The organism is Actinoplanes xinjiangensis, assembly GCF_003148685.1.
Taxonomy (GTDB): Bacteria; Actinomycetota; Actinomycetes; order Mycobacteriales; family Micromonosporaceae; genus Actinoplanes; species Actinoplanes xinjiangensis.
Map to the genome: position 1 here is coordinate 43,423 of NZ_QGGR01000043.1, position 13,774 is coordinate 57,196.

Consider the following 13,774-nt stretch of genomic DNA (forward strand, 5'->3'; position numbering starts at 1 on the left):
TGAACCGGTGGTCAGGGAAGGCAGTTCCATCGACAAGACGCTGGCGGTGCTCGAGGCGCTCGCCGAGCACCACCGCGTCACCGACATCGCCGCGACGACCGGCGTCTCCAAGTCGACCGTGCACCGCATCCTCCAGGCTCTGGTCACCTGGGGCTTCGCCCGCCCCGACGGTCTGGGCAGCTACGAGCCGGGCCCGCGGATCCTCACCCTGGCCGGCCGGGTCATGCACCGGTTCGACCCGGCCCGGCAGGCGTCCGGCGCGCTGCGTGCCCTCCGCGAGACCACCGGGTTCACCACCCACTTCGCGATCCGCAGCGTCGACGAGGCGGTGTATGTCGACAAGCAGGAGGGCCGTAGGCCGTACCAGATGCCGTCCCGCGTCGGCATGAGTCTCACCCTGCACACGACGGCCATCGGCAAGGCCATCCTGGCCGAGCTCAGTGACGCCGAGGTGCAGGCCATCTGTCGCCGCACCGGGCTGCCGCAGCGCACGCCCAACACGCTGACCAGCGAGGAGGACCTGCTGACCCACCTGGCCCGGGTCCGCGCGGTCGGCTACGCGGTCGACGACGAGGAGAACGAACCGGGCATCCGCTGCGTGGGCGCCGCCGTCTTCGACCACACCGGCCAGGTGCTCGGCGGCATCTCCATCTCCACGCTGGCGCTCGACATGGACATGGCCGGCCTGGAGACCCGGGCGGCCGAGGTGATCGCCGCGGCCCACGAGGTGTCGGCCGCCCTCGGCGCGGCGGCCCCCACCACCGTCACACCGACGGCCCTGCACACAGGTAACGGCGGGACAGCATGAGCGCCACACCGGAAAGCGTGATCCCGACGTAGACCGGCGCCAGGTGCACCACGTCGGTGTAGCCGATCACCATGTGCACCGCCACCGCGGGCAGGAAGCCCGCCGCGGCGGACCCGGCCAGCGTCCACCACACCCAGCGGCTGCCGCGCCGCCAGCCCCACATGCTGAGCGTCGTGACGGCCAGCGCCGCCGAGATCAGGGCACCACCGAACCCGGCCCGGTCGTGGGCGACGAACGGCAGCAGGCGGGGATTGGCCTCCAGCAGCGGGCCGGCCGGGGTGCGCAGGAAGCCCAGGTCGGTGGTGACGAACACGTCGGTCAGGCCGACCACCGACACGACCACACCACCGATCAGCAGACCGGCACCCGTGACGATCATGAGGAGCTGACCGGTCAGGGCCCGGCGGCGCTCCGGCTCGGGGCCGTCCGGCACCGGCGACCACCGTGGCGGCTCCGGGGGCCGGGCCACCGCGAGCACGAACATCGGGGCCAGCACGACGGTCACCGCGGCGTGCAGCGGCTCGACGAAACCGCCCGTACCCAGGAAGTACAGGATGCTGGGGAAGCCGACCGCGCCGGAGAGCAGGTATGCCGTACGCGCCCACGGCCGGCCCTGCCGGAGGCCGCCCCAGGCGAGTCCCGTGTACAGGATGCCGATGGCGATCATCGTGCCGGCCATGGTGATCCGGTCGTGCTGGAGGAACGGCACCAGCCGCTCGTTGAGGGCGGCCAGCTGCTCACGCCGCATACCCAGGTAGTCGTTGTCGTACCAGAGCAGCACCGGCCCGAGCGTGATCAGCGCGGCACCCGTACCGGCGCCGATCATCCCCACCCCGACCAGCAGGCCCCAGAGCCAGGCCGGCCAGCGGCGCGGATCGCGGCCGGCGTCCCGCAGACCGGGCGCGGGGCGGACCGGTGTGCACGCCTCGATGACGCGCTGGAACCAGCCCGGTCCGGCGGCGACCAGGACGCCCGGCGTGGCCAGGACGACGGTGTCCCGGCCGGCCAGGGCCCGCTGCGCCGCCTCGACGGCCGGGTCGGTGAGACGGACGATGCCGGCTTCCGAGGTGACCACCCGGTCGACGTCCGGTTCGAGGGCGGCGGCCACGTCCGGATCGGCGGTCCGGGCCCATACCGGGCATCTGCGGTCCGCCGCGGCCGCCCGTACGGCCGGGACGTCCGCCATGGTCACCGGACCGATCTCGATCACCCCGGCACCCTGGACGGGCAGGGCACGCACGGCGTCGCGGGCGTGCCGGACCGGTACCGTGGCGCCCAGCCGGCTGGCCAGACCGGGCGGCGTCGCCGGGTGGGCGAACACCGCCGCCACCGCCCGGGCCCCGGCCCGGCGCGAGGTCAGGGTCGCCAGCAGGCGCAGCGCGGCCCGTTCGGAGCGCTGCCGGCCCAGCAGGCGGGCGGTGATCCGCCGCAGCGGGTGGTACGTCCAGTCCGGCACGCGGACATGATCACACGCGGAAGCCGATCACGGATGTCATGCCCCGGAGCACGACCTCGGCCGGCACGAGCCGGACCAGCAGATCACGGGCCGCGGCGGCGGGTGGCCAGGCGATCTGGCCGATCGTGTTGAGCCGGGCGGAGCGGGTGACGATCGCCTGCGTGCGGGGGCGGCGCAGCGCGTCGTAGCGGGCCAGGCCGGCCGTGGTCCCGGAGGCGGCCAGGCAGTCGGCGAGCACCACGGCGTCCTCCAGCGCCTGGCATCCGCCCTGGCCGAGACTCGGTGTCATGGCGTGCGCGGCGTCACCGAGCAGGACCGTCGTACCCCGCACGAAGGACGGCAGCGGGGGCAGGTCGTAGAGGTCGTGGCGCAGCACCGCGCCCGGATCGACTGCGTCGAGCAGCGCGGGGACCGGATCCGGCCAGTTCCGGAAACGGCGCAGCACCTCGGCGTATTCAACGGCGGCCCGGACGGTCGCGGCGCCTTCCGGGACAGTCGCGGCGCCTTTTGGGACGGTCGCGGCGCCTTCTGGGACGGTCGCGGCGCATTCTGGGACGGTCGCGGTCCCGAAGCAGTAGACGGTGCCGCCGGGCATCGGGGCATATCCGAAGCGTTCGCCGCGGCCCCACAGCACCGCGCCCTCGCGCGGTGGCGACGCCGGCCGGGCCACCATGCGCCAGGCGGTGTGCCCCGCGTACCGCGGATGCACGCCGGGCCACAACCAGGACCGGACGGTACTGCGCAGACCGTCGGCGGCGACGACCAGATCGGCCTCCGGCAGGTCGGTCACCGTCGTGCCGGGGCGGAGCACGTCCTCCGGCAGGGCGGTGAGCAGTGCCTCCAGCAGCCGCCCCCGATGCAGGACGACGACCGGGTGGCCGAACCGGCGTTCCAGCTGGTCCGAGGTGACCCGGGTCAGCCAGCGGCCGCGCCGGTCCTTCGCTCCCCCGGCGGTCTCCTTCTCGGCCCGGCTCAGCACCTCGCCGAGCAGTCCGAGCCGGTCGAGGGCGTGCAGCGCGTTGGGCCACAGCGAGATACCGGCGCCGACCTCGGTGAAGGCGGGGGCCCGCTCGTGAACGGTGACGCGCCAGCCGGTACGGCGCAGCGCGACCGCGGCCGCCAGCCCGCCGATGCCGCCCCCGATGATCGCCGCGACCCGCTCACCCATGCCGTGACTGTAGGCGCACTCCCCGGTCGGCCGCCGGGCACCGTTACACCTGTTCCCGACGTGCGTTGTGCAGCCAGAGGGTATTGCTGCCTCGAGGAGATATCCACGAAAGGGATGAATCACCCATCATGGCCACGCCGACCTTCGTCTACGACGGCGACTGTGCTTTCTGCTCCAGTTGCGCCCAGTTCATCGAGCGCCGGATCCCGACCCGCGCCCGGCTCGTCCCGTGGCAGTTCGCCGACCTCGGCGCCCTCGGCCTGACCACCGAGGAGTGCGAGCAGGCGGTGCAGTGGGTCGGCGACGACCGGGCGGCCGGGCCGGACGCGTTCGCCCTGCTACTGCGGGACGCCGGCCGGATGTGGCGGGTGGCCGGCACGGCGCTGCGCTGGGCGCCGGTGCGGCTGGCGGCCTGGCCGGTCTACCGCTGGGTGTCCGGGCATCGCCACATGCTGCCCGGCGGCACCGCGGCGTGCTCCCTGCCACAGGCGCAGCGCGACCGCGTGGCCGACACGCCACTTTAAGATCAATTTGCGAGCTTTGACCGAATTTTGCGACGATCGACGGTCGACACATGGAAGGCGGAATACCGAAGTGCGGCAACGGTACGGAGAACTCCGACACACGAAGCCGGTGCGCGTGGCCAAGGGAGCCGTCGCCGGCCTGTGCGCGGCCGTCGCCCTCACCCACGTGGTGCTGGTGTTCCTGCACGTGGCCCCGTCCAACCCGGTCTCCCAGCGCTACGCGCCCCAGATCAACGCCTGGATCTCGCCGTTCTTCGAGCAGAACTGGCTGCTCTTCGCCCCCAACCCGGAGCCCGACCGGACGCAGATCTTCGCGCGGACCGGCTGGACCACGGCGACCGGCGCGCACGCCATGAGCGACTGGTTCGACATCACCGCGCCCGACGACGCCGCGATCACCCACAACCCCTACCCCAGCCGTACGAACCAGAGCATGATCCGCCGTGCGTGGAGCGCCTACGAGTGGTCGCACGGCGACGGCGACGTGTCTCAGGACGACTGGGCGGTCATCCGGGCCGAGAACCTGCGCAACATCGCCGTACAACGGGTCACCGGGCTCAGCCCGCAGCCCTTCGAGGTGATCCGCCTGAAGGTGGTCACACGGCCGATCACCCCACCCGGCGACACACCCCAGACCGATTCGACCGAGCCGAGTACCAGGCTGCTGCCCTGGTGGAATGTGACGCCCGATGGCAGTTGACCAGACACAGACATCCCCGGTCGCGCCGGCACCCGCGCCGGAAGCCGACGTGCCCGCCGGCCGTTTCGACCGGATCTACCGCCGGCTCACCGGGCAAGCACTGTCGCTGTACGCCACGGCGTTCCTGCGCATCGGGTACGGCGTGCTGTTCCTGGCCATCCTGGTGCGGGAGTTCCCCAACCGGCACATGATCTGGGCCCCGGACGCACCGTGGACCGCCGATCTGGCGCGCCGCATGTTCGACCAGACCGGCTGGTTCAGCGTCCTCACACTCTCCGACGACCCGGCGTACTTCGAGGCCTGCTACGCCGCGGCGGTCCTCGTCAGTGTGCTGTTCATCCTCGGCTGGCACAGCCGGATCATGGCCGTCCTGTTCGCCCTCGCGGTGGTCTCGTTCTACTCCCGCAACGTGCTGATGAGCGACGGCGGCGACAACCTGATGGTCCTGATGGCCGTCTACCTGATGTTCACGGCGTGCGGCCGCCGGTGGTCCCTCGACGCCCGCCGGGCCGGCCGGACCGTCCCGCCCGGCGGCTTCCGTGACTTCACCGCGACGGTCATGCACAACTGCGCACTCTTCGTGATCATGGCCCAGATGTGCGTGCTCTACGGTGCCGCCGGCCTCTTCAAGGTGCAGGGCGACACCTGGGGCGACGGCACCGCCCTGCACTACGTCCTGAAGCAGGACCTGTTCCGGCCGTGGCCCGCCGTGTCCGACTTCCTGGACGGCCACCACGTGATGCTCGCGATCGCCTGCTACATGACCGTCCTGGTGCAGGTGGCCTTCCCGTTCAGCCTGTTCAGCAAGCTGAAGTACGTGGTGCTGGCCATCCTGATCGGCATGCACGTGGGCATCGCCGTCCTGATGGCCCTGCCCATCTTCTCCGCGGTGATGGTCCTCGCCGACGCGGTCTTCCTGCCGGACCGCTTCTACCTCTGGGCCGCCCGCACCGGCCGGCGCCTGCTGCGGCGGGACCCGGCCCCGGCACGCTTCTTCCGGAGGCGCCGAACCCCGGCACGCTTCTTCCGGCGCGGTCCGGCCCCGTCACACTGACGGGGCCGGGCCCGCACCGGCTCAGCGGCGGGTCTTGGGCAGGTCGAACTGGTCGGCGCGGCGGCAGTCCTTCTGATTGCCGATCGCGTCCTCGCCCAGGCTCTTCAGCGCCGCACGCGCCCGGGAGCGGCCCAGGTTCCAGGCGTACCAGGGGTCGGGCTGCTCCAGGTCGTCGGCGATCCAGCTCAGGGTGCACCGCCGCACCGGGTCGGGCAGGCGGGTCAGCGCGGGGGTCGCGTCGGCGGAGAGGGCCCGCAGGTACCAGGCGTCGATCTTGCCGGTCTGCTCGTAGCGGATCGCGTTGCGGCTCGCCACGTAGCCCTCCGGGTCGAGGACCGCGAGGCCCAGCAGCATCAGGACGGCCAGACCCACGGTGGCCTGCGGGATCCAGCGACCGCGCCAGCGGATGCCGGCCACCGCGATCAGCACGAAGACCGTGCCGAGCAGCAGTTCCAGCGACATCACGAAGATGCGCTCGCCGGTGAAGCTGTAGACCCGCTGGTACGCCCACATGCGCGACAGTGCCGAGGCCACGATCACGACGCTCAGGGCGCACAGCAGGCCGAGCAGGACACGGAGCAGCACCCGCTCGGTCTTCTCCTCCCGCTTCGCCCAGCGCGCCAGGGCCGCGAGCACCGCCAGCGACAGCAGGGTGACCGCCACCAGCTGCCAGAAGCCGCTCCGGGCGTACTGGGCGTAGCTGAGACCGGACGTCTCCAGCACGTGCCGGGATCCGCCGAACAGCACGGTGAACTGGACGCCCACGAAACCAGCGAACAGCAGCACCAGCGCGAAACAGGCCGGCGCCCACTCGACCAGGCCGAACCGGCCGCGGCCCGGAGTGTCCAGGCCCGACGTCACCGGCGGCGCCGACAGCGTGTAGATGCCGGAGACCGCCAGCAGGCCACCGAGGAGAGCCAGGAAGGCCCACTCGAAGACGGTGTCGAGATCGAGGTCCGGCACCACATCGTCCAGCAGCGCCGAGAACGCGACGTCCGCCGACGACAGCAGGCCGCCGAAGACCAGCAGGATCACGATGGTCAGGACCGCCGAGAAGAACACCCGCCGGGCCATGCCGGTGTTACGGCCGCTCCCCTGCAGGTGGTCGCGCACCCACGGCAGGCCGCGCAGCGCCGCGTACGGAGCGGCGAACAGGCTGAACAGGATCGACCGGATCTGCCGGCCGCCGACGATCGCCAGCGCGGCGCAACCGAGCGCGCCGATGACACTGAAGGTCACCAGCCACCAGGCGTTGCGGAAGGCCGGGACGAGCAGCAGGGCCAGCGCCGACACCGTCCATCCGATCCGGGTCCACCGGTCCGCACGTGACAGCTCGCCGGACCGCCGGACCGCGACCACGACACCGGCGGTCAGCGCGACGGCGGCCAGGAACCAGCCGATGCCGACGCGGCCCAGCGGCAGGAACGCCACGAAACCGAGCGCGCCGGCCAGCACGCCGGCGGGGACGGCGCGACCGCGGGCCGGCTTCGGTCCGGGCCAGTGCTTCTGCCGGAACCTCTTCCAGGCCGACGGCGGCAGCGGCTCGTACGGGCCGAACCGGTCGGTCTGCGGCGGCGTCATCCGGGTCACCTGGACGGGGCGGTCCGGCGCCGGGGACGTGGTCGCACCCGGCGCGGTGGCACGGGACTGCGTGGCCCGAGCCGGCGCTGCCGAACTCGACCTGGCCGGCCCGGACGTCGAGGCCGCTGCGGCAGAGGCTGGAATCGGCGCCGCCGGGTCGGACGGCGTGGTCCGCGCGCTGACGGCCGACACGGTGATCGGCGGTGCGGGCCGGCTCGGGCCGGCCGCTCCCGTGTCGGCCGGGCCAGAACTCACCCCGCCGGAATCTCGATCTTCACCGGAGGACGGAGCACCCGCGGGTGACGCGGCGGAAGGGGACGACTTGGCGGCAGCGGGCGTGATCGCAGGCGCCGGCGCGGCCGGTGACGTGGCCGACGGCGCGGTCAGGGCGACGGCGGCCGATGCGGCACCCGGCGCGGCGTCCACCTGCGACGACGACACCGGCACCATGGGTACGAACAGCGCGTACCCCCGCGTACCGGAGGGGATCTGAACCGGAATCGCCCACGCCGGGGCACCGTCCGGACCCGGCCAGACGATCGACGGGATCGCGTCGGTCGGCGGCATGACGAGGAGCTGAGGCGGTTCGCCCCCCGGCGCGGCTTCCGCCGGTTCTCGTCCCGGCGCGGCTTCCGTCGGTTTTCGTTGTTCTGGCGGCTCGGCCACGGGACCCCCTCGATTGATCGGTGCGCACACTGTAGGGCGCGCACGCCAATACGTCTACGTTGGGACGATCCCGTTTCGCCGCGACGCCTATTCGTCCTCGGTGAACACCTCCTCGCGCCGCCGGCGGATCGCCGGGAGCGCGGCCACCACGAGCGCCGTCACGGTGAGGGCGAGCAGTGCCGCCGAGATCGGCCGGGTGACGAACACCGACGGATCGCCGCGCGAGATGATCAGCGCCCGCCGCAGGTTGTCCTCCAGCAGCGGCCCGAGGACGAAGCCGAGCAGCAGCGGCGCCGGCTCGCAGCCGCACTTGATCAGCACGTACCCGAGGAGCCCGAAGAAGGCGATCGCGTAGACGTCGTACGCGTTGGAGCTCAGCGAATAGGTCCCGATCACGGCGAACAGCACGATCATCGGGAAGAGCACCCGGTACGGGATCCGCAACAGCCGTACCCAGATGCCGATCAGCGGCAGGTTGAGCAGGACGAGCAGCACGTTCCCGATCCACATCGACGCGATCAGGCCCCAGAACAGGGCCGGCTCCTCGGTGATGACGTTCGGCCCGGGCGTGATGCCGTGCACGATGAACGCCCCGACCATCAGCGCCATCACCGGGTGGGCGGGCAGTCCGAGGGTGAGCAGCGGGATGAACGACGTCTGCGCGGCCGCGTTGTTGGCCGACTCGGGCCCGGCGACGCCCTCGATCGCCCCGTTCCCGAACTCGGCCCGCCGCTTCGAGATCCGTTTCTCCACGGCGTACGAGGTGAACGACGCCAGCACGTGGCCGCCGCCGGGCAGCACGCCGAGAGCCGCGCCGAGCCCGGTACCGCGCAGGATCGGGCCGGCGATCCGGCGCCGGTCCTCAGCCGTCGGCCAGAGGTTCGTCACGCCGCCGAGCAGCGCCGGACGGTCCCGCTCGGTCTCCAGGTTGCGCAGGATCTCGGCGATGCCGAACATGCCGACGGCCACCGACACGAAGTCGATGCCGCCGTAGAGCTCGCGCTGCCCGAGCACGAACCGCGGGGTGCCGGTGTAGATGTCCTGGCCGACGGTGCCGAGCAGGATGCCGAGGGCGATCATCGCGAGGGCCTTCAGCGCCGAGCCCCGGGCCAGGGCGATCGACACGATCAGCCCGAAGAGCACGAGCGCGAAATAATCGGCCGGGCCGAACTTGAGCGCGATGCCGGCGAGCGGCGCGGCGGCGACGGCCAGCACGACGGTGGCGACCGTGCCGGCCACGAACGAGCCGATCGCGGCCGCCGCCAGGGCCGGCCCGGCTCTGCCGTGGCGGGCCATCGGATGGCCGTCGAGCGCGGTGACCGCCGCCGACGACTCGCCGGGCAGGTTGATCAGGATGGCGGTCGTGGAGCCGCCGTACTGGGCGCCGTAGTAGATGCCGGCCAGCATGATCAGTGCGGTGACCGGCTCGAAGCCGAACGTGATCGGCAGCAGCATCGCCACCGTGGCGGTCGGCCCGATGCCGGGCAGCACGCCGACCGCGGTGCCCAGCAGCACGCCGGCGAAGCAGTAGAGGACGTTCTCCAGCAGCAGGGCGGTCGAGAAGCCGAGAACCAGGTTGTCCAGGAGATCCATCACCAGCCCCACAGCGGGAGCCGCAGCTGGAGCCCGACGATGAAGATCAGCGTGGCGGCGGTGGTGAGGCCGGCGGCCACGGCCAGCGCGGTGAGCGGCCGTACCCGTTCGCCGGCCAGCGTGGTGAGCAGCGAGGTCACCAGGCAGGTCGGCACGAATCCGAGGCGGCGTACGAAGAAGCCGAAGAACACCACCGCCGACACGACGAGCCCGATCGCGCGCCACGGCACCGGCCCGAACGTGACCGCGTCGGCGGCGATCAGCCCCTTGACCACGATGGCCAGGCCCAGGCCGGCGACCACCGCGCCCACCAGCAGCGGGAAGTAGCCGGGGCCCATCCGCAGGGCGGTCCCCCGGTCGTAGCCGAGGGACCCCACCACGAACACCCCGCCGATCAGGACGAAGATCCCGCCGGCGAGCAGGTCCGGAAGAGCGCGGCGCATCTACGAGGCCTGGACGCCGGCGTCGGCGATGACCTTGGCCCAGGTGGTGATCTGCTCCTGCAGGTGGGCGCGGTGCGCCTCCGGGGTGGCGTCGGCGGCCACCACCGGGGCGGTGCCGAGCTTGGCCATCTGGTCGATCACCGCCGGGTCGGCGAGGGCCGTGGCCAGCGCGCCGGACAGCTTCCGTACGACCTCCGGCGGGGTGCCGGCCGGGACGTAGAGGCCGTGCCACACACTGACCTGGAGCTGCGGCATGCCGGCCTCGGTCGTGGTGGGCACGTCGGGCAGGCTCTTCACCCGCTCCGGGGTGGTCACCGCGTACGCCTTGACCTTGCCCGCGGTGATCTGGCCGGTGGTGTTGGTGGTCTGGTCGCACATGAAGTCGACCTGCCCGCCGACCAGGTCGGTCAGTGCGGGGCCGGTCCCCTGATACGGCACCTCCTGCAGTTTGACGCCGGCCGCCACCTGGAAGAGCAGCCCGCACAGGTGGGAGGCGGCGCCGATGCCGGCGTTGGCGAGGGTGACCGTGCCCGCGTTCGCCTTCACGTACGCCGTCAGGTCGGCGAGCGTCGCGGGCGCGAGGCCGGTGCGGGCCACCACGGTCATCGGCACCTCGGTGACCAGGCCGACGGTCGCGAAGTCCTCGAGCGGCTGGAAGCCGAGGTCCTTGTAGAGGGCGGGCGCGGTCGACATGCCGATGTGGTGCATGAGCACGGTGTAGCCGTCGGGCCGGGCGGTGGCGACCTGACCGGCGGCGACGGTACCGCCGGCGCCCTCGACGTTCTGGACGACGATCTTGCCGCCGAGTGCCGCGGCCATCGGCTCGGCGATCATCCGGGTGACGGTGTCGGTCGGTCCGCCGGCACTGAACGGGACGACGATGGTGATGTTCTGGTCCGGGTATCCCTCGGTGCTCCCGTCGCCGGTCCCGTTCTCGCCGGAACAGGCGGCGACGAGCGAGACGGCGGCGAGCGCGGCGATCATCCTGGGCACGGTGTTCGGGCGCATGTCCCTACCTCCCTGTGGTGGCCCCCGTTCAACATCGACACTCATTGATGACCGTAGGGCCGTGGGCAGAGTGATCACCAGAACTGACACCGAACCGCTATCAAGCCGGTCGATGCGGCCGGGCGCTACGATCCGTGCCGTGCAGGTCGATGCGGACGAGTTGCGGGTCGCGGCGCGGGCATTGCGCGACGACGCCGCGGAGGATCTCCGGCGAGCGGCGGACCGGGTGCGCCTGCCCGAGCGTCAGTACGGTGTGGAGGCCGCCTTCGACCGGTACACGACCGCCGCCGCCTACCGCGCTCTGGTGACCGCGGTCGATCAGGAGCTGCGGCTGCTGGAACGGGCCGCCCGCGAATTGGCCGACGCGCTGGAACGCACCGCCCTCGACTACGAGCGGGTCGACGAACGGGCGGCCCACCGACTGGGCCGTGACCGACCGTGACCGACGACGACCTGGGCCGGCTACGGCACGAACAGGGCAACATCCGGGCGGCGTACGGGCTGTGGGGCACCGGCGAACTGGCCGCCGGCTGCTCGGCCGGCGCGCGGGTCGCCGGGTTCGGAGGGGACCCGGGCACCCTCGACGACCTCGCCCGCAACCTCGCCGAGGTGCACCAGATCGCGAGCCGGGCCGGTGACCTCATCCGTGACCTGCGCGGACGGGGAGTCGCCGTCGGCTGGGCCGGGGACACCCAGGTCGAGGCGGCCGAGGCCGTCGAGGCGCTGTTCTCCGGCGTCCACGGGCTCCTGGACACGCTCGGCGACCTTCCGGCGCGCGTGGACGCGTACCGCATCATGGTCGAACGCTGGGCGACCGCCGACCTGGCCGCCGCCGACGACCTGACCGACGTCGCGGCGCACGCCGCGCGGATGACCACGCTGGGTCACCTTCCGGACCCGTCCGACTACGACGCCGACCTGATGTCGATCCTGCACCGGCGGGCCGTGCGGGCGATCGACGACCGGGTGACCGGGCATCGGGCGGTCGCCGAGGCCGGCCGGGACCTCGCCGCCCACCTTCGGGACCGTGCCGCCCAGGCGCGCGGCCGGCGGATGGACGGCTCGCCGCTGAGCGCGCTCGACCAGGTGGTGCTGACCGAGGCGGGCAGCGACTGGCGGTCGGCGGACCTCGGCGTCCTCACCCCGGCGCAGGCCGAGCGGGCGGCCGCCGCCCTGAACCGGCTCGGCGACGCCGACCGGCGGACCCTGATGGCGCTGCTGACCTCGGCGGTCTCGCCCGAGCAGCGCGCCTACCTGATGAAGGCGCTGGCGGCCGGCTATCCGGTCGGTGACGTCGCCGGGTTCAACACCATGATCGCCGCGCACGGTGACGACGGGCCGTGGCTGGCCGCCCGGCTCGGGCCGTTCGCGCTGGACGCCGGGCCGGACCCGCTCGCCGGTGCCGGCTGGTCACAGGGGCAGCTCCCGACCTGCGTGGCCGCGTCGACGGTGGCCGCGCGTGCCGCCGTCGATCCGGTCTACGCGCTGCACCTGACCACCGGTGGCCGGCCGGACGATCCGGCCCACGACAACCCGGCGGCGTTCCGGGACCGGTGGCGGGCCGAACAGCTGCGGATCTACGACGACGGCCGTGACCTGTTCCAGCGGATCCGCGGCTCGGACGGCATGACGTCCGGACAGTCCACCGCGATCGCGAACGAGCAGATCGGAGCGCGGACCGGAACGACCTACCACAACGAGGAGCTGGACAGCCTGGACGGCCGCTCCGGCATGCTGGCCCGGATCGAGGCGGCCGTCGACGAGGGCTACCCGGTACCGGTAACCACCCGGGAGGGCGGCAGCGCCCACCAACTGATGATCATCGGCCATCAGGGGGACCAGCTGCAGATCTACAACCCGTGGGGGTACACGTACTGGATCGGCGAGGACGCCTTCACCGACGGCGACATCAGTCACGGCGACCCGGACCTGCCCGGCATGCCGACGTCGGTGCGCCTCCCGGACGAGGTCGGCTGATGCGGATCCGCACCGACGCGGAGGCGGCGCACGACGACGTGGCGGCGCTGCTTGCCGAAGGCCGTTTCGCCGACGCGCTGGTACCGGCAGCGTTGCAGGCCGGGCGGCTCGGCGTGCGGCCGCGGTCGCTGACCTTCCTCGCCGAGGTCGTGCGCCGCGGCGGTGCCGCGTGGGCGGCGGCCTTGGCGGAGCCACTGCCCGATCAGGATCAGACCCATCTGGTACGCCCATGGCTGCTCGCCGCCACCCCACCTACCGGAACCCTGCCCGACAACGGCCCGCTCCCCACCGGCGCCGGGCCGCCCCGCACAACAACCACCGGAACCGGGCTGGATCTCACACCCCCCACCGCCACCGGCTCGCCGTCCGGAGTCGATGACGCCCGGCTCGCCCGCTGGCTGGACGGGGTAGCCATCCTGATCGAGGCCCGCCAAACCCATAGCCCCGCCAACTGACCCCCAGCCGCCCCCCTCCGGCGCCACTCCACCGACCCGGCCGCCCGCAAACCCCGGCTGGCTCCCACCGCTCCCTCACAACCTCGAAACAGCGGTGACCGCCAGCCACGAAGATCCAGCTGGCTCCCACCGCTGTCTCACCGCCCTCGAGACAGCAGTGAGAGCCAGCCACGAAGATCCAGCTGGTTCCCACCGCTGTCTCACGGCCTTCGAAACAGCGGTCAGAACCAGCCACGAAGATCCAGCGGGAGTGTCAAGAAAACGGTGTAACTCGATTTGTTGAAGGTCAGTTACGGCCTGCGGTGAGGCGTCCTTCGAAGGCGAGGTCGAAGGCGTTGAGT

Annotated in this window: 14 protein-coding genes; 8 read left to right on the forward strand and 6 right to left on the reverse strand. The window is 72.3% G+C overall.

What is annotated here, in order from left to right:
* Window positions 1-7 precede the first annotated feature (7 nt).
* Window positions 8-808 carry an IclR family transcriptional regulator gene (locus BC793_RS45510; protein WP_109602878.1) on the forward strand — a complete coding sequence of 267 codons (801 nt, stop codon included), beginning with the start codon at window positions 8-10 and terminating at the stop codon, window positions 806-808.
* Here BC793_RS45510 and BC793_RS45515 read toward each other — a convergent pair.
* Together BC793_RS45515 and BC793_RS45520 are read right to left on the reverse strand one after the other, a co-directional pair.
* Window positions 765-2,264 (reverse strand): hypothetical protein, encoded by a 1,500-nt coding sequence (locus BC793_RS45515; RefSeq protein WP_109602879.1) that lies wholly within the window; start codon window positions 2,262-2,264, stop codon window positions 765-767. The genes BC793_RS45510 and BC793_RS45515 overlap by 44 nt on opposite strands.
* 10 nt (window positions 2,265-2,274) lie before the next feature.
* Window positions 2,275-3,432: an FAD-dependent monooxygenase gene (locus BC793_RS45520; protein WP_109602880.1), complete on the reverse strand. Its 1,158-nt coding sequence runs from the start codon at window positions 3,430-3,432 to the stop codon at window positions 2,275-2,277.
* Between the two features lie 128 nt (window positions 3,433-3,560).
* Here BC793_RS45520 and BC793_RS45525 point away from each other — a divergent pair, with 128 nt between their 5' ends.
* The 3 genes from BC793_RS45525 to BC793_RS45535 all read left to right on the forward strand — a co-directional run bounded on the left by BC793_RS45525 (window position 3,561) and on the right by BC793_RS45535 (window position 5,710).
* A complete protein-coding gene (locus BC793_RS45525) occupies window positions 3,561-3,956 on the forward strand; it encodes a thiol-disulfide oxidoreductase DCC family protein (protein ID WP_109602881.1) in 396 nt (131 codons plus the stop codon).
* Between the two features lie 115 nt (window positions 3,957-4,071).
* On the forward strand, window positions 4,072-4,656 hold the full coding sequence (locus BC793_RS45530; RefSeq protein ID WP_146246756.1) for a DUF5819 family protein: 585 nt from the start codon (window positions 4,072-4,074) through the stop codon (window positions 4,654-4,656).
* Window positions 4,646-5,710: an HTTM domain-containing protein gene (locus tag BC793_RS45535; RefSeq protein ID WP_109602883.1), complete on the forward strand. Its 1,065-nt coding sequence runs from the start codon at window positions 4,646-4,648 to the stop codon at window positions 5,708-5,710. The genes BC793_RS45530 and BC793_RS45535 overlap by 11 nt, the downstream gene beginning before the upstream one ends.
* Before the next feature lie 21 nt (window positions 5,711-5,731).
* On the opposite strand, the gene BC793_RS45540 is transcribed toward BC793_RS45535, so the two are convergent.
* Entirely contained in the window at window positions 5,732-7,291 is a 1,560-nt protein-coding gene (locus BC793_RS45540) for a DUF4153 domain-containing protein (RefSeq protein WP_239170706.1), read from the reverse strand.
* Window positions 7,292-7,361: 70 nt separating this feature from the next.
* On the opposite strand from BC793_RS45540, the gene BC793_RS52070 reads away from it, so the two are divergent.
* Complete coding sequence (locus BC793_RS52070) at window positions 7,362-7,784, forward strand: hypothetical protein (protein WP_249037421.1); 423 nt, start codon at window positions 7,362-7,364, stop codon at window positions 7,782-7,784.
* 260 nt (window positions 7,785-8,044) lie between these two features.
* On the opposite strand, the gene BC793_RS45545 is transcribed toward BC793_RS52070, so the two are convergent.
* The 3 genes from BC793_RS45545 to BC793_RS45555 are packed head-to-tail and all read right to left on the reverse strand — an operon-like array spanning window position 8,045 to window position 11,001.
* Window positions 8,045-9,550, reverse strand: a complete 1,506-nt coding sequence (locus BC793_RS45545) for a tripartite tricarboxylate transporter permease (protein WP_109602892.1) — start codon at window positions 9,548-9,550, stop codon at window positions 8,045-8,047.
* On the reverse strand, window positions 9,550-9,993 hold the full coding sequence (locus BC793_RS45550) for a tripartite tricarboxylate transporter TctB family protein (protein ID WP_109602885.1): 444 nt from the start codon (window positions 9,991-9,993) through the stop codon (window positions 9,550-9,552). The genes BC793_RS45545 and BC793_RS45550 overlap by 1 nt, the downstream gene beginning before the upstream one ends.
* Window positions 9,994-11,001, reverse strand: a complete 1,008-nt coding sequence (locus BC793_RS45555) for a tripartite tricarboxylate transporter substrate-binding protein (RefSeq protein WP_109602886.1) — start codon at window positions 10,999-11,001, stop codon at window positions 9,994-9,996.
* 139 nt (window positions 11,002-11,140) lie between these two features.
* On the opposite strand from BC793_RS45555, the gene BC793_RS45560 reads away from it, so the two are divergent.
* From BC793_RS45560 to BC793_RS45570, 3 genes are read left to right on the forward strand one after another with little or no spacing between them, the layout of a single operon-like run.
* Window positions 11,141-11,443, forward strand: coding sequence for a type VII secretion target (locus tag BC793_RS45560; protein ID WP_158319564.1), 303 nt, complete (start codon window positions 11,141-11,143; stop codon window positions 11,441-11,443).
* Window positions 11,440-12,978, forward strand: a complete 1,539-nt coding sequence (locus BC793_RS45565) for a hypothetical protein (protein ID WP_109602888.1) — start codon at window positions 11,440-11,442, stop codon at window positions 12,976-12,978. Before BC793_RS45560 ends, BC793_RS45565 begins: the two co-directional genes overlap by 4 nt.
* Window positions 12,978-13,433, forward strand: coding sequence for a hypothetical protein (locus BC793_RS45570; RefSeq protein ID WP_109602889.1), 456 nt, complete (start codon window positions 12,978-12,980; stop codon window positions 13,431-13,433). Before BC793_RS45565 ends, BC793_RS45570 begins: the two co-directional genes overlap by 1 nt.
* The last annotated feature ends 341 nt before the right edge of the window (window positions 13,434-13,774 follow it).